At 69.3% G+C, this 15141-nt stretch carries 12 protein-coding genes; 9 read left to right on the top strand and 3 right to left on the bottom strand.

Going from position 1 to position 15141, the window contains the following annotated elements; all coding sequences use genetic code 11:
• The first annotated feature begins 2 nt into the window (after nucleotides 1–2).
• From ACO07Z_RS06635 to ade, 5 genes are all read left to right on the top strand, one after another.
• The gene (locus tag ACO07Z_RS06635; RefSeq protein ID WP_421697978.1) at nucleotides 3–1409 is read left to right on the top strand and encodes an AMP-binding protein; all 1407 of its coding nucleotides are present in this window, start codon (nucleotides 3–5) and stop codon (nucleotides 1407–1409) included.
• The gene (locus ACO07Z_RS06630; protein ID WP_421697977.1) at nucleotides 1406–2530 is read left to right on the top strand and encodes a beta-ketoacyl synthase N-terminal-like domain-containing protein; all 1125 of its coding nucleotides are present in this window, start codon (nucleotides 1406–1408) and stop codon (nucleotides 2528–2530) included. Before ACO07Z_RS06635 ends, ACO07Z_RS06630 begins: the two co-directional genes overlap by 4 nt.
• 96 nt (nucleotides 2531–2626) lie before the next feature.
• Nucleotides 2627–3412, top strand: coding sequence for a DeoR/GlpR family DNA-binding transcription regulator (locus tag ACO07Z_RS06625; RefSeq protein WP_244378167.1), 786 nt, complete (start codon nucleotides 2627–2629; stop codon nucleotides 3410–3412).
• A 213-nt stretch (nucleotides 3413–3625) separates the two neighbouring features.
• Nucleotides 3626–4585, top strand: coding sequence for an aldo/keto reductase (locus tag ACO07Z_RS06620; protein WP_421697976.1), 960 nt, complete (start codon nucleotides 3626–3628; stop codon nucleotides 4583–4585).
• Nucleotides 4586–4589: 4 nt separating this feature from the next.
• Nucleotides 4590–6326 (top strand): adenine deaminase, encoded by a 1737-nt coding sequence (ade, locus tag ACO07Z_RS06615; RefSeq protein ID WP_421697975.1) that lies wholly within the window; start codon nucleotides 4590–4592, stop codon nucleotides 6324–6326.
• Nucleotides 6327–6346: 20 nt separating this feature from the next.
• Here the strand turns inward: ade and ACO07Z_RS06610 are convergent, their stop codons facing one another.
• From ACO07Z_RS06610 to ACO07Z_RS06600, 3 genes are all read right to left on the bottom strand, one after another.
• Nucleotides 6347–7267: a LysR substrate-binding domain-containing protein gene (locus tag ACO07Z_RS06610; RefSeq protein WP_421697974.1), complete on the bottom strand. Its 921-nt coding sequence runs from the start codon at nucleotides 7265–7267 to the stop codon at nucleotides 6347–6349.
• 128 nt (nucleotides 7268–7395) lie between these two features.
• Entirely contained in the window at nucleotides 7396–8634 is a 1239-nt protein-coding gene (locus tag ACO07Z_RS06605; protein WP_421697973.1) for an NAD(P)/FAD-dependent oxidoreductase, read from the bottom strand.
• Complete coding sequence (locus ACO07Z_RS06600; protein WP_421697972.1) at nucleotides 8631–9353, bottom strand: lysophospholipid acyltransferase family protein; 723 nt, start codon at nucleotides 9351–9353, stop codon at nucleotides 8631–8633. The genes ACO07Z_RS06605 and ACO07Z_RS06600 overlap by 4 nt, the downstream gene beginning before the upstream one ends.
• A gap of 1400 nt (nucleotides 9354–10753) precedes the next feature.
• Between ACO07Z_RS06600 and ACO07Z_RS06595 the strand changes: the two genes are divergently transcribed.
• From ACO07Z_RS06595 to ACO07Z_RS06580, 4 genes are all read left to right on the top strand, one after another.
• Nucleotides 10754–11923, top strand: coding sequence for an ABC transporter substrate-binding protein (locus tag ACO07Z_RS06595; protein ID WP_421697971.1), 1170 nt, complete (start codon nucleotides 10754–10756; stop codon nucleotides 11921–11923).
• Between the two features lie 289 nt (nucleotides 11924–12212).
• Nucleotides 12213–13253 (top strand): ABC transporter ATP-binding protein, encoded by a 1041-nt coding sequence (locus ACO07Z_RS06590; RefSeq protein WP_421697970.1) that lies wholly within the window; start codon nucleotides 12213–12215, stop codon nucleotides 13251–13253.
• Nucleotides 13250–14194, top strand: coding sequence for an ABC transporter permease (locus ACO07Z_RS06585; protein WP_421697969.1), 945 nt, complete (start codon nucleotides 13250–13252; stop codon nucleotides 14192–14194). The genes ACO07Z_RS06590 and ACO07Z_RS06585 overlap by 4 nt, the downstream gene beginning before the upstream one ends.
• 138 nt (nucleotides 14195–14332) lie before the next feature.
• Nucleotides 14333–15133, top strand: coding sequence for an ABC transporter permease (locus ACO07Z_RS06580; protein WP_244378149.1), 801 nt, complete (start codon nucleotides 14333–14335; stop codon nucleotides 15131–15133).
• The last annotated feature ends 8 nt before the right edge of the window (nucleotides 15134–15141 follow it).

Raw genomic sequence — 15141 nt, 5'->3', positions numbered from 1 at the left:
CGATGATCCGCACCATCGGCGCCGGCCTGCCCGCGCTCGCGGCGGCCGATCCCGCGCGGCCGGCGCTGATCTGCGACGAGACGGTGCTGACGCGGGCCGATCTCACGGCCCGCGTCAGTGCGCTCGCAGCGCATCTGACGGAGAGCACCGCGCCCGGCGCCGCCATCGCCCTCGCCATGGGCAATGGACCGGAACTCGTGGACGCCTTCTTCGCCTGCGCTCTCAGCGGCCGGCAGGCGCTGGTCTACGATCCCGCATGGCCGGCCCCCTACCGCGCCGCCATCGATTCCGCGCTCGCCCCGGCGCTGACGCTGGAAACGCTGGCGACTGAGGCGGCGCCCGCGTCTCCCGCGTCCTTCCCCCCGCCGCCCGCGCCGGAGGCCCCGTTCTATGTCGGCTTCACCTCCGGCTCCACCGGAAGCCCCAAGGGCTACCGGCGCAGCCACCGCTCCTGGATCGACAGTTTCAAAGTCAGCGAGGCGGCGTTCGGCCTGTGCGACGCCGATATCGTGCTGGCGCCGGGCGGGCTGGCGGCGTCGCTGCACCTCTATGGCGTCGCCCATGCGCTGCATATCGGCGCGACGGCGGTGATGATGCGCCAGTTCCACCCCCGCCGCGCGCTGCGGCTCATCGCCCGCCACGGCGTCACCGCGCTCTACGCCACGCCGACGCAGCTGCAGATGCTGATCGAGGCAGGGGGCGGCGCGAGCTTCCCGTCCGTCCGCCTCATCATGATTTCCGGCGCCAAATGGCGGGCGGAAACACGGGCGGCGACGGCGGCTCTATTCCCGAAGGCTGGCATCGCTGAATTCTACGGCGCCTCGGAAACGAGCTTCATCACCCTCGCCGGACCGGAGGAGGCGGTGCCCGCCGGCTCGGTCGGCCGCGCCGCGCCCGGCGTCACCCTGCGCATCCGTGATGCCGCCGGGCGCGACCTGAAGGCCGGGGAGGCGGGGGCGATCTGGATCGAGAGCACGATGCTGTTCGATGCCTATGCCTGCGGCGACGCCCCGGAAACCCGCCGCGAGGGCGGTTTCCTCACCATTGGCGACCATGGCCGGCTGGACGAGGCCGGCTTTCTCTATCTGCTTGGGCGGGAGAAGCGCATGCTCGTCACCTCGGGGCTGAACGTCTATCCCGAGGAAGTGGAGAGCGTGCTCGTCGGCCTACCCGGCATTGAGGAAGCCGTCGTCTTCGGCCTGCCGGACCTTTTGCGCGGCGTCGAGCTTGTGGCGGTGCTGCGCGGCACGTTTGACGAGCCCGCCCTGCGCGCCGCCTGCCGGAAACTTCTGCCGGCGGCGAAGATTCCCCGCCGCTTCCTCAGCCTTGGGGACTGGCCGCGCACCTCCGGCGGCAAGGCGGATCTCAGGGCGCTGGAAGCAATCGCGCGCGAAAGGCTCGCACGGTGAACCCGGCTTTCATTCTCGCCGCCCGCCGCACGGCGGTGGCCCCGCGCGGCGGCGCCTTCCGCGCGGTGGAGGCGCACGACCTTGCCGCCCCGGTGCTGCGCGCCTGCCTCGATGATGCGGGCGTCGCGGCGAACCCGGTCGATTACGTCATTCTCGGCAATGCGCTGTCCGGCGGCGGCAATGTCGCCCGGCTCGCCGCGCTTGCCGCCGGCCTTGCCGAGTCCGTGCCGGCGCTGACCCTCGACACCCAATGCTGTTCCGGGCTCGACGCCATCCAGCTGGCGGCGCGAATGGTGGAATCGGGCGCGGCGGATCTGGTGCTCGCCGGCGGGGTGGAGAGCTTCAGCCGGTCGCCTTTGCGCGCCGTGCGGCCGAGGGCTAAGGGCGAGCCACCGCTCTTCTACGACCGCCCGCCCTTCACCCCTTGGCCGGCGCGCGATCCAGACATGATCGAGGTGCTGGCCCACGCGGCGAAGGGTTACAGCCGCGAGCGGCAGGCGGAATTCGCGATTGCGAGCCACGCCAAGGCGTTGGCGGCGCGGGCGCGGCTGGAGGCGGAGATTGTGCCGGTGGCCGGCCTTGCCTTTGACAGTTTCACCCGCGCGCTGACCCCGGCTTTGTGCGCCCGCGCGCCGGTGCTCCACCGCGACAGCGAAACGGAACTCGACGCCGCCGGCGTGGCGGTGGAAGCGGACGCGGCCGCCGTGGTGCTGGTGGCCTCGCGCGCATGGGCGGAGCGGCGTCTGAAGGCCGGTCGCCCGGTGTGTGAGGTGGCCCATGCCCGCTCCTTCGCCGCCGCGCCGGACGACCCGCCGGCGGCGATCGACCGTGCGCTCGCCCTGGCGCCGTTCCCGCCGGGGCGCGCGATTCCCGTCGTCGAGTTGATGGAGGCCTCCGCCGGGCAGGCGATGACGAATGCCCAGCGCGCGGGCCTCGACTCCGCCGCGATCAATCGTGGCGGCGGGGCGCTGGCGCGCGGGCATCCCATCGGCGCGTCCGGCGCGATCCTCGCCGTGCGCCAGTTCCATGAACTCACCCGCGAGGCGTCGGGCGCGCTCGGCCTTTCCGCCATCGCGGCGGCGGGCGGGCTCGCCAGCCTGCTCATGTTGCACCGCCTCTAAACAGGCGTTTGCGGCGCCGGGCCTCCTTGTGCAGGATGCGGTTCGAATCGTCCGCAGAAGACGATCGTTCATTTCGGGAGAAAGGCCGTTGGCCGCATGAACGCGATCTCCTCACGCCAGCAGGACATTCTCGGCCTCGCGCGCGCCCAGGGGCGGGTGAGCGTGGAAGACCTCGCCGGCCGTTTCGATGTCTCGCCCCAGACCATCCGCAAGGATCTCAACGATCTGTGCGTGCGCCGGCTGATGTCGCGCGTGCACGGCGGCGCCGTCGTCGCCTCGGGTGTGGAGAACCTCGCCTATGAGGCCCGCCGCGCCATGGCGCAGGGCGCCAAGCGCGCCATCGCCGAGGCCGCCGCCAGCATGGTGCCGAACCGCGCCTCGCTGTTCATCAATATCGGCACCACGACGGAAGAGGTCGCCCGCGCGCTGTCCGACCATGAGGACCTTCTGGTCATCACCAACAACCTCAATGTCGCGACGCTGCTCTACCGCCATCCCCGCATCGAGCTGATCATGGCCGGCGGTCCGGTGCGCCAGGCCGATGGCGCGGTGATCGGCTCGGCGGCGGTGGATTTCGTGCGCCAGTTCCGCGTCGACTACGCCGTGATCGGCGCGTCCGCCATCGAGGAGGACGGCACGCTGCTCGATTTCGACTATCGCGAGGTGCAGGTCGCCCGCGCCATCATCGACAATGCCCGCCAGATCATTCTGGTGGCCGACCGCTCCAAGCTGGAGCGCACCGCGCCGGTGCGCATCGGCTCGATGTCGGAGGTCGACACCTTCGTCACCGACACGGTATCGTCGCCCGAACTGCGCAATGTGTGCCAGCGCGAGCAGGTGGAACTGATCGAGGTCGGTTCGCTTGACGAGGACGGGTTCTAGAGCACGCCCCGATCGCCTTGCATCGCAAGCTGATCGGATAACGCGTTCTCTATCTTAGAGTTAGAGGGCGATCTACCGATCAGATTGGTTCAATCTGATCGGATCGCACTCTAGCGATCCCGCACTGCAACAGCGGGGCGGCGCGCGCCGGGCCTGACGGCCCGAGCCGCCTGCGGCGCCCCCATCCTATCCAAACCGCCGGAGGAGAGACGAATGGAACTGCGCCGCCTCGGACGCTCGGATATTCTGGTGCCGCCGCTGTGCATCGGCGGCAATGTCTTTGGCTGGACCGCCGACGAGGCCACCTCCTTCCGCCTGCTCGACGCGCTGTTCGACGCGGGCCTGTGCTTCATCGACACCGCCGATGTCTATTCACGCTGGGCCGAGGGCCATCAGGGCGGCGAATCCGAGACCATCATCGGCAAATGGATGAAGACGCGCGGCAATCGCGACCGGCTCGTCATCGCCACCAAGGTCGGCAGCGACATGGGGCAGGGCAAGGTCTGCCTGCGGCCGGACTATATCCGCACCGCCGTCGACGCCTCGCTGGCGCGCCTGCAGACCGACTATATCGACCTCTACCAGTCGCATTGGGACGACCCGGACACCCCGTTCGAGGAGGTGCTCGGCGCCTATGACGAACTGATCCGCGCCGGCAAGGTGCGGCTCATCGGCGCCTCCAACCTCACCGCTCCCCGCCTGTTCGAGGCGCTGGCGGTGTCGACGCGCGAGAAGCTGCCGCGCTACGAGACGCTGCAGCCCGAATACAATCTTTGCGAGCGCGCCGGCTACGAGGCCGATGTCGAGGCGGTGTGCGCCGCCAACGGGCTCGGCGTCATCCCCTATTTCTCGCTCGCCGCCGGCTTCCTCACCGGCAAGTACCGCAGCGCCGCCGATGCCGGCAAAAGCGTGCGCGGGGGCGAGCTGGTGGCGAAATATCTGAACCCGCGCGGGCAAGGCATTCTCGCTGCGCTGGACGAGGTCGCCGCTGCCCATGGCGCCACGCCGACCCAGGTGGCGCTTGCCTGGGTGATGGCGCGGCCCAGCATCACCGCCCCGATCGCCAGCGCCTCGCGGGTGGAACAGCTCGCCGACCTCATCGCCAGCGTCGACCTTACCCTCACCGGCGCGGACATGGCCCGGCTCGACACGGCCAGCGCCTGGAAGGAGTGAGCCGATGACCGCCCGCAGCCCGGCCGAGATCGCGCGTTTCATCGAAGCCGGGCGCGGCACCGCGCCGGCGGACCTCGTGATCAAGGGCGTCGAGCTTCTGGACGTGATCACCGGTGCTCTCACCCGCACCGACATCGCCATGGTGGGGAACCGCATCGTCGGCACCTATGGCGCGTACAGCGGCGCGCAGGAAATCGACGGTGCCGGCCTGTTCGCCGTGCCGGGCTTCATCGACACGCATCTGCATGTCGAATCCTCGCTGGTCACCCCGCTGGAATTCGACCGCTGCGTGCTGCCGCACGGTGTCACCACGGCGATCTGCGACCCGCACGAGATCGCCAATGTGCTGGGCGCGGAGGGCATCGCCTATTTCCAGCGCTGCGCCGAGGAGATGATCATGGACCTGCGGGTCCAGCTCTCCTCCTGCGTGCCCGCCACCGCCTTCGAGACCGCCGGCGCCGAGCTTGCCGCGCCCGATCTGGCGCTTCTGCGCGGCCACGGTTCCGGCATCGGCCTCGCCGAGTTCATGAACTTTCCCGGCGTGCTGTTCGCCGATGAAGGGTGCCTCGCCAAGCTGTCGCTGTTCTCCGACGGCCACATCGACGGGCACGCGCCGCTGCTGCGTGGGCGCGACCTCAATGGCTATATCGCCGCCGGCATCCGCACCGAGCATGAGGCGACGGGGCTGGAGGAAGCGCGCGAGAAGCTGATGAAGGGCATGTCCGTGCTCATCCGCGAAGGCTCGGTTTCCAAGGACCTGCACGCGCTGATCCCGCTTATTTCCGCCGACACCTCGGCGTTCCTCGCCTTCTGCACCGATGACCGCAACCCGCTCGACATCGCCGAGGAGGGCCATCTCGACTACATGATCCGCGAGGCCATCCGCCACGGCGCGCCCCGGCACCATGTTTATCGCGTTGCCAGCTGGTCGGCGGCTAACGCCTTCGGCCTCACCGATCGCGGCCTCATCGCCCCAGGACGGCGGGCCGACATCGTGCTGGTCGACGATCTTGACGCCTGTTCGGTACGGCAGGTCATTTCCGCCGGGCGGCTGGTGACGCCCGAACTCTTCGCCACGCGCCGCCCCGTCGCCCCGGTGGGGCTCGATTCGGTGAAGGCGCGCGAGGTGACAGCGGAGGATTTTCGCATTCCGGCGCGTGAGAGCGCCACCCGGGTCATCGGCGTGGTGCCCGGCCGCATCATCACCGAGGATGTACGGCTCGATCTGCCCGTCGTCGATGGGGAGAAGCGGGTGGATCTAGAGCAGGACGCGGTGAAGGTCTGCGTCGTCGAGCGGCACGGGCGCAACGGCAATATCGGGCGCGGCTTCGTCCATGGCTTCGGCATGAAGCGCGGCGCCATCGCCTCCTCGGTCGGGCATGACAGCCACAACATCACCGTGGTCGGCGTCGATGAGGCCGATATGGCGCTGGCGGTGAACCGGCTGATCGCGCTGCGCGGCGGTTTCGCCGTGGCGGAAGGCGGCCGGGTGACGGCCGAACTCGCCTTGCCCGTCGCCGGGCTGATGGCGGACACCTCTTTCGAGGAGGTGCATGACGCGCTGATCCCGCTGCGCGCGGCGGCGAAGGCGCTGGGCGTGGTGCTGGCCGAGCCGTTCCTGCAGGTCGCGTTCCTGCCGCTGCCGGTCATTCCGCATCTGAAGATCACCGATGTCGGCCTGTTCGATGTCAACGCCTTCGCCCTGCTGGAACCCGCCCCCGCTCCCGCCGGGAACGGGTGAGCCAGGCATCACTCCACGCGTCACATACGGGCGTGCGGGGTGGAGCGGGTGCGGGTGGCGGCGATGGCGACGAAGCCGGAGGCGGCGGGGGAGAGCGGCGAGCCGCGCCGCCAGGCGGTCGCCACTTCCACCGCCGGCACGGTATCGATCAGCGTGCGCGCCTCGATCTTGTCGCCTTCCAGCGACCAGGGGCGGTAGGTGAGGTCCGGCAGCACCGCCACGCCGGCGCCGGTCGCCACCAGCGAGCGCACCGCCTCCACCGAGCGGGTGCGGAACGCCACCGGCGGGCGGATGCCGAGCCGGCGCCAGACAATTTCCGAGGCCTCGGCGATTTCGTCAATGGTAAGAAGCACATGCGGCTCCTCGCTGAAGGCGCGCAGGCTCACCCGCTCCTCCACCAGCGCGGGGTGGCCGAGCGGCATCCACACGCGATAGGGCGAGACTTCCACCGTCTCCGTCTGCAGCGCAGCTGAATGCCGGCCGGGTGGCAGCACCATGACCGCGACATCGAGCTCACCGCCCACCAGTAGATGCTCGAGATAATCTCCAGCATCTTCAACGGCTTCCACGGCGACGCCGGGGAAGGCGCGGCGGAAGCGGGCGATGAGGTCGGAATAGATGTAGCCGGCGACCAGCGGCGTCACCCCCACCGCCAGCCGGCCGGTGAGCGCCGCGGTTTCCGGCCCCGCCAACGCCCGCCGCGCATCGGCAACATCGCCAAGTATTTTGCGCGCATGGCGCAAGAAATGATGGCCTTTGAGGGTGAGATCAACGCCGCGCGCGTGGCGTTCCAGCAGCTTGAAGCCGAGATCAAGTTCCAGTTCGCGCAGCGATTCTGTCACCGTCGACTGCGAGATCGACAGCGTATGCGCGGCGGAGGAGACGGAACCATTCTCTGCCACCGCCACGAAATATTGGAGCTGGCGCAGCGAAAAGGCCATCGGAACTCCGGGGGAGGGGGCGACCAGCGGGAGAGTAGACGCCCGATTTCGCCCCGCCAAGTCCCGCTTTTTTCACTGACCGATGAGGCCGATGAGGTGGACGATGAGACCGAAGTGGCCGGCCGCGCCTATTTCGCCAGCAGGGTCTTCAGCTCGAAGCCCTCGTCGCCCGCCTGTTCCGGGGTGATTGCCGGCGTGCCGGCGAGCAGGCGGCGGCCGAGCATGTGATCGGCCGGGCGGTTCACGCTCTCAATGGCGGTGAGCACGCCGTCGCGGAAGCGGAACACCGAGAAGCGGCGCGAGGCGGGGTCGCCGCGCAGCACCGCGCTGTCGGTGGCGGCGGCGAGGCCGACGATCTGCAGCTTGAGATCGGCCTGGTCGCTCCAGAACCACGGCACCGCGTCGAACGGCGCCCCCTTGCCGGTGAGGCGATGGGCGAGGCTGCGCGCCTGGTCGGCGGCGTTCTGCACCGACTCCAGCCGCACATTGCCGCCAGCGAAGCGGCTGGGATAGGCGACCGCGTCGCCGAGCGCGGAAATCGCGGGGTCCATAGTGGCGAGATGCGTGTCGACGACGATGCCGTTCGCCACCTCCAGCCCGGCCTCGGCGGCGAGTTCGACGTTCGGCACCACGCCGATGCCGACCAGCACGAAATCGGCGGGGTAGACCGTGCCGTCGCCGGTGGCGACGCCGGTGACGTGGCCGGCCTCGCCCTCCAGCCCGATCACCCCCGCGCCGAGCACGAGATCGGTGCCCATGGCGGCATGGGCGCTGGCGAAGAACGCCGACATCTCGGGCGAGACGGCGCGGGCCAGCACGCGGCTGGCGCCCTCCAGCACCGTCACCTCATGGCCCAGCGCGCGGGCGACGGCGGCGAATTCCAGCCCGATGAAGCCGGCACCGATCACCACCACGCGGCGGGCGGCGGCGAGCCGGTCCTTCAGCGCGTCGGCATCCGCCCGGGTGCGCAGATAGAACACGCCGGCGAGATCGTGCCCCAGCACGGGCAGCGGCCGGTTGCGGGCGCCGGTGGCGAGGATGAGGTGGGCGTAGGGCAGCGCCTCGCCGCCTTCCAGCACGAGGCGCCGGCCTTCGCGGTCGATGGCGATGGCGCGGGCGTTCACCAGCTCGATGCGGTGATCGGCATAGAAGGCGCCGGCGCGCAGCTCGATCTGCTCGATGCCGGCCTCGCCCTTCATATAGGCCTTGGACAGCGGCGGGCGCTGATAGGGCAGGCCCGGCTCGTCGCCGACCAGAACGAGCCGGCCCTCATAGCCGGCTTCCCGCAGCGAGGCCGCCGCCTGGAAGCCACCTTGCCCCGCCCCGACAATGACGATGCCCGCCTCGCTTGTGCCCGCCGCGCTCATGAATGCCCTCGCTCCTGCGCCACCAGCCGGTCGCGCTCCTCATAGATCGCCTCGGTCAGCCGGGCCATGAACTCCTTGTCCGGCAGGCCGGGGGGGATGGACGGCAGGTAGGAGACGGTGATGGTGCCCGGCCGGATGCTGAAGCTGCGCGCCGGCCAGAACAGGCCGGCATTGTTGACGACCGGCACGACCGGCAGGTCCAGCGCCTTGTAGAGCAGCAGCACGCCGCGATGGAACTCCGCCCGCTCGTCCACCGCGCGGCGGGTGCCTTCGGGGAAGATCAGCAGATTGCGCCCGTGCTCGCTGGCCTCGCGGCCTTCGCGGAACATCTTCTTCACCGAGGAGGCACCGCCCGCGCGGTCGATGGCGATCATCGGCGAACGCTTGAGAAACCAGCCGAACACCGGAATGCGGTACAACTCCTCCTTCAGCACGATGGCGACATCGGGAATGAGCACGGCGGCGGCGATGGTCTCGAAGGCGGATTGATGATTGCCGACATAGAGCGCCGGCTCGGGCGGGCGGTTTTCTTCGCCGATGGTGCGGTAGGCGAGCCCGACGAGGCGCAGGATCACCATCACCCCGCCGGCCCAGAATCGGGAGAAGCGCCGGGTGAGGCGCGGTTCGTTGCGCAGCGCGTAATAGGGAATCGTCAGGGCGAGCAGCGCCGTCCACAGGACGAGCAGCACGATGAAGACGGACGAGCGCAGGCGGGCCATCGGCGGGGGTCTCGGCAGGAAAGGCGCGGTGAGGAGGCTCGGCGGGGTCTCGATCAGGGGCGGGCAGGTCTAGCAGATCGCACGGCCGGGCGGGAGGGGTGCGGTGGTGGAGGGGATTGCTTGAAGTCGGCGAGCGGGTGCTCCGCTGGAACCTCCCTCATCCCCGGGCTTGACCCGGGGACCCAGCCCACTGCCCGCGCTCGGTTTCAAGGCTGGGTGGCCGGGTCAAGCCCGGCCATGAGGGCGCTTGGGTGTTGAGGACGCTTTAGAGATGGCCGAGGACTCGTGAGAGATGGCCGAGGACTCGTGCGCCGCGCGTGCCCTCATCCCGGCCGGGTGCTCCGCTGAAACGTCCCTCATCCCCGGGCTTGACCCGGGGACCCAACCCCACCGCCCGCGCTCGGCGTCAAGGCTGGGTGGCCGGGTCAAGCCCGGCCATGAGGGCGCTTGGGTGTTGAGGACGCGTTAGAGATGGCCGAAGTATTTCGCGCTGCGCGCGCCCTCATCCCCGGGCGGGTGCTCGGCTGGACCCTCCCTCATCCCCGGGCTTGACCCGGGGACCCAGCGCCCCCGCCCGCGCTCGGCGTCAAGGCTGGATGGCCGGGCCAAGCCCGGCCATGAGGGAGTTGGGGTGTTGAGGGCGCTTTAGACATGGCTGAGGAGTCTTGCGCCGCGCGTGCCCTCATCCCCGGGCGGGTGCTCGGCTGGACCCTCCCTCATCCCCGGGCTTGACCCGGGGACCCAGCCCACTGCCCGCGCCCGGTTTCAAGGCTGGGTGGCCGGGTCAAGCACGGCCATGAGGGAGTTGGGGTGTTGAGGGCGCTTTAGAGATGGCCGAAGACTTTCGCGCTGCGCGCGCCCTCATCCCCGAGGTGGGTGCCCCGCTGGACCGCCCCTCATCCCCGGGCTTGACCCGGGGACCCAGCGTCACCGCCCGCGCTCGGTTTCAAGGCTGGGTGGCCGGGTCAAGCCCGGCCATGAGGGAGCAGGGGTGTTGAGAGGGCGCCTTAGAGATGGCCAAGGACTTCAGCGCCCCGCGGGTCCTCATCCCGGGTGGGTGCTCCGCTGGAACGTCCCTCATCCCCGGGCTTGACCCGGGGACCCAGCGTCTCCGCCCGCGCCCGGCGCCAAGGCTGGGTGGCCGGGTCAAGCCCGGCCATGAGGGTGTGATTGATGAGCGGGCGGGCAGCGACTGTCGCGCGCCCGCCACGCCGCCCAGCCCGCTAACCCCCGCTGATGCCTCATCAAATTGCCCAGCCTCACGGCAGAGCCGTGCTCACCTCTTACTCATCGGTTTTTCCGATGTTACCGTTCTGATCTTTGGTGTGGCGCGGGGCGGGACGCAGCGTCACACTCACGCCAAAGGGCCGCAAGCGCCCGCGCAACAGAGGGAAACAGACATGCCGACACTCTCGCATTATCTGCGTCTGCCGGCGCTCGCCGCCAGCGCCTCTCTCGCCTTGAACCCTGTTTTTGCTGCGGAAATGACCGCCGTCGGCAAGGGCGAAGGTCAGGTCGATATCGTCGCCTGGGCCGGCTATATCGAGCGCGGCGACACCGACAAGGCCTATGACTGGGTCACCGATTTCGAGAAGAAGACCGGCTGCAAGGTCAATGTGAAGACCGCCGGCACCTCGGACGAAATGGTGGCGCTGATGAATGAGGGCGGCTTCGACCTCGTCACCGCTTCCGGCGACGCCTCGCTGCGCCTCATCGCCGGCAAGAAGGTCGCCCCCATCAACACCAAGCTGATCCCGAGCTGGGGCACGGTGGACGAGCGGCTGCAGAACGCGCCCTGGCACACCGTGAACGGCGTGCATTACGGCACGCCCTACCAGTGGGGCTCCAACGTGTTGATGTACAACACGGAAGCGTTCAAGGGCGAGGCGCCCAAGAGCTGGAAGGTGGTGTTCGAGGAACAGACGCTGCCCGACGGCAAGTCGAACAAGGGCCGCGTCCAGGCCTTTGACGGGCCGATCTACATCGCCGACGCCGCGCTCTATCTGATGGCCCACAAGCCCGAACTCGGCATCAAGGACCCCTATGAGCTGACCGAGGCGCAGTACAAGGCCGCGCTCGACCTGCTGCGCGAGCAGCGCAAGATCGTGCAGCGCTACTGGCACGACGCGATGATCCAGGTCGATGACTTCACCAATGAAGGCGTCGTCGCCTCTTCCTCCTGGCCGTTCCAGGTGAACCTGCTGCAGAGCCAGAAGAAGCCGATCGCCTCCACCATTCCCAGCGAAGGCGCCACCGGCTGGGCCGACACCACCATGATGCATGCCGACGCCGCCCACCCGAACTGCGCCTATATGTGGATGGAGCATTCGCTGAGCCCCAAGGTGCAGGGCGATCTCGCCTCCTGGTTCGGCTCGGTGCCCGCCGTTCCCGCCGCCTGCAAGGGCAATGAGTTGCTCGGCGCGGAAGGCTGCAAGACCAACGGCATGGACGAGTTCGAGCGCATCCATTTCTGGCGCACGCCGGTGGCCAAATGCGCCACCCAGGCGGAAGGCTGCGTGCCCTATTACCGCTGGGTGTCGGACTACATCGCCGTGCTCGGCGGGCGGTAGGTCGCCCGCCCGTCGCGCGGTTTCTGCTCCCTCTCCCCGGCGCGGAGAGGGGTGGGGTGAGGGGCTTTTCGCTCCTCACCCTTGCCTCCCGCTACCGAGCCGCTTTGCGCGGTTGTCGATGCCCTCATCCCCGGGCTTGACCCGGGGACCCAGCTCCGCCGCCGCTTGGCTCTCAACGTCTGGGGGGCCGGGTCAAGCCCGGTCCTGAGGGCGCGGGAGCACATGACCACGGCGGAACGCCCGCCGTGCCCTGTTTCCAACCCTTTCCCTGCCGTCCCGGATCTTCCTCATGCATGCCCACGCCGCCCCGCTCGCTTTGCCGGCCGTCCGCTTCGCCCGCGTCGTCAGGCATTTCGGCGCGGTGCGGGCGGTTGACGGGGTCGATCTTTCCATCGCGCCGGGCGAGTTCTTCGCCATGCTCGGCCCGTCCGGTTCCGGCAAGACCACCTGCCTGCGCCTCATCGCCGGCTTCGAGCAGCCGGACGAGGGCCATATCGAGATCTTCGGCGAGACGGTGGAGGGCCTGCCGCCCTACCGGCGGGCGGTGAACACGGTGTTTCAGGACTACGCGCTGTTTCCGCATCTCTCGGTGGGCGAGAATGTCGCCTATGGGCTGCGGGTGCGCGGGGTCGGCCGGGCCGAGCGCGAGCGGCTGGCGCGCGAGGCGCTCTCCCTCGTCAAGCTCGCCGGCATGGAAACGCGCCGGCCCGCGCAGCTTTCCGGCGGCCAGCGCCAGCGCGTGGCGCTTGCCCGTGCGCTGGTGGTGCGGCCGAAAGTGCTGCTGCTCGACGAGCCGCTGGGCGCGCTCGATCTCAAGCTGCGCGAGGAAATGCAGAGCGAACTGAAGGGCTTGCAGCGCGCTCTCGGCCTCACCTTCGTCTTCGTCACCCATGACCAGAGCGAGGCACTGTCCATGGCGGACCGCGTCGCCGTGTTCAATGAGGGGCGGATCGTGCAGGTCGGCCCGCCGGAAGAGGTCTACGAACAGCCGGCGACGCGCTTCGTCGCCCGTTTCGTCGGCTCGGCCAATGTGCTGGAGCCCACGGAAGCGCAGGCGCTGGGCGGGCCGGCGCGCCCCTGCAGCCTGCGGCCGGAGAAGATTTTGCTGCTCGCGCCCGGCGTCCCGGTGCCGGAAGGCGCGGCGGTGGTGGACGCGCGCGTCACCGACATTTCCTATCAAGGCCCGGTGCGCCGCATCAGCGCCCGCACGGCGCAGGGGCTCGCCCTCACCGCCGCTATTCCCGCCACCGCGGCGGGGGTGATGGCGGGCGCCGATATCCGCTTCGCCGTGCCCGCCGGGGCGGTGCGGCCGATGGAGGGCGAGGAATGAGCCTCAGCCTCGATCTTCCCGCCCCGCGCGAGGGCGTGCTGCGCCGTCTGTCGGACGTGCTGGTGCGGCGCGGCCGGCTGCTGACGCTGCTGCTTCTGCTGCCGCCGCTGCTGTGGCTGGGCCTCGTCTATCTGGGCAGCCTGTTCGTCTTCCTCGGGCAGTCGATCTTCTCGATCGACGAGTTCTCCGGCACCATCGTCCGCGAGCCGACCACCGCGACGCTGCTCGAACTGTTCCGCCCGGCCAATTACGACATCGTGCTGCGCACCATCGGCATTGCCGCGGCGGTGACCGTGCTGTGCGCCATCATCGCCTTTCCCATCGCCTATTACGCCGCCCGCTATGCCGGGCCGAAGGTGAAGGCGGCGTTCTATCTCGCGGTCATGATGCCGCTGTGGTCGAGCTATCTGGTCAAGGTCTATGGCTGGAAGCTGCTGCTGGCCAAGGAGGGCGCCATCGGCTGGTTCGCGGCCAAGCTCGGCCTCACCGGCGCGCTGGAGGCGTGGCTGGCGCTGCCGCTGGTCGGCGGGCCTTCGCTCTCGGTCAGCTATACCGGCATGGTGCTGACCTTCACCTATCTCTGGCTGCCCTTCATGATCCTCCCCGTCCAGGCGGCGCTGGAGCGTGTGCCCCCGCATCTCATTGAAGCGGCCGGCGATCTCGGCGCTGCGCCGGCACTGGTCTTCCGCACCATCATCCTGCCGCTCGCCATGCCGGGCGTGGTGGCGGGGGCGATCTTCACCTTCTCGCTGACGCTGGGCGACTACATCGTGCCGCAGATCATCGGCACCTCGGCGCTGGTGCTGGGGCAGGCGGTGTACACGCTGCAGGGGACGGCCGGGAACATCCCGCTGGCGGCGGCCTTCTCGCTGGTGCCGATCCTGGTCATGGCGGTGTTCCTCACCCTCGCCAAGCGCACGGGAGCGTTCGATGCGCTGTGACGCGGACGTCCGGGTGGTAGTATCCTCATGCCCGGGCTTGACCCGGGCACCCAGAGGGCCGGGTGCTGCGCCTGCCAATCTGGGTCCCCGGGTCAAGCCCGGGGATGAGGGGGCGTTCGAGTGCGCGAGGGCACACCCATGACCCGCGCCCCGCTCTCGCTCAAGATCGCCGCCCTTGGCGGGCTGGCCTTCCTGCACATCCCGCTGCTGTTCATCCTGCTCTACTGCTTCACCACGGAGGAGAAGAGCTACGCCTTTCCCCCGCCCGGCTTCACGCTGAAATGGTTCGGCGTGGTGTGGGGGCGGGCCGATATCTGGGCGGCGGTCGGGCTGTCGCTGAAGGTGGCGAGCATCGCCACGCTGCTGGCGCTGGTGCTCGGCACGCTGGCGGCCGGGGCGCTGGCGCGGGCGCGCTTCTTCGGCCGCGAGCCGATTTCGCTGCTGTTCGTGCTGCCCATCGCCCTGCCGGGCATCGTCACCGGCATCGCGCTACGCCAGGCTTTCGGGCTGATGGAGATTCCCTTCTCGGTCTGGACCATCGTGCTCGGCCACGCCACCTTCTGCATCGTCGTGGTCTACAACAATGCGGTGGCGCGGCTGCGGCGGCTCTCGCCCTCGCTGATCGAGGCGTCGATGGATCTCGGCGCCGATGCGTTCCAGACCTTCCGGCTCGTCATCCTGCCCAATATCGGCACGGCACTGCTGGCGGGCGGCATGCTCGCCTTCGCGCTGAGCTTCGATGAGGTCATCGTCACCACCTTCACCGCCGGCCAGCAATCGACTTTGCCGATATGGATGCTGTCCGAACTCATCCGCCCACGGCAGCGGCCCGTCACCAATGTGGTCGCCGTGCTCGTGATCCTCGTGACCTTCCTGCCCATTCTCGCCGCCTATTACCTCACCCGCCATGGCGAGGCGGTGGCTGGCTCGGGAAAATAGGAGACGCC

This window comes from Ancylobacter sp. (genome assembly GCF_965229075.1).
Classification (GTDB): Bacteria; Pseudomonadota; Alphaproteobacteria; order Rhizobiales; family Xanthobacteraceae; genus Ancylobacter.
This window is presented reverse-complemented; position numbering and strand designations above follow the sequence as displayed.

Bases quoted from the DNA above. Each gene is read 5' to 3' on its own strand.
- ACO07Z_RS06625 (WP_244378167.1), top strand. From the start codon at position 2,627: ATGAACGCGATCTCCTCACGCCAGCAGGACATTCTCGGCCTCGCGCGC.
- ACO07Z_RS06590 (WP_421697970.1), top strand. From the start codon at position 12,213: ATGCATGCCCACGCCGCCCCGCTCGCTTTGCCGGCCGTCCGCTTCGCC.
- ACO07Z_RS06580 (WP_244378149.1), top strand. From the start codon at position 14,333: ATGACCCGCGCCCCGCTCTCGCTCAAGATCGCCGCCCTTGGCGGGCTG.
- ACO07Z_RS06585 (WP_421697969.1), top strand. From the start codon at position 13,250: ATGAGCCTCAGCCTCGATCTTCCCGCCCCGCGCGAGGGCGTGCTGCGC.
- ACO07Z_RS06600 (WP_421697972.1), bottom strand. From the start codon at position 9,353: ATGGCCCGCCTGCGCTCGTCCGTCTTCATCGTGCTGCTCGTCCTGTGG.
- ACO07Z_RS06620 (WP_421697976.1), top strand. From the start codon at position 3,626: ATGGAACTGCGCCGCCTCGGACGCTCGGATATTCTGGTGCCGCCGCTG.
- ACO07Z_RS06635 (WP_421697978.1), top strand. From the start codon at position 3: ATGATCCGCACCATCGGCGCCGGCCTGCCCGCGCTCGCGGCGGCCGAT.
- ACO07Z_RS06610 (WP_421697974.1), bottom strand. From the start codon at position 7,267: ATGGCCTTTTCGCTGCGCCAGCTCCAATATTTCGTGGCGGTGGCAGAG.
- ACO07Z_RS06605 (WP_421697973.1), bottom strand. From the start codon at position 8,634: ATGAGCGCGGCGGGCACAAGCGAGGCGGGCATCGTCATTGTCGGGGCG.
- ade (WP_421697975.1), top strand. From the start codon at position 4,590: ATGACCGCCCGCAGCCCGGCCGAGATCGCGCGTTTCATCGAAGCCGGG.
- ACO07Z_RS06595 (WP_421697971.1), top strand. From the start codon at position 10,754: ATGCCGACACTCTCGCATTATCTGCGTCTGCCGGCGCTCGCCGCCAGC.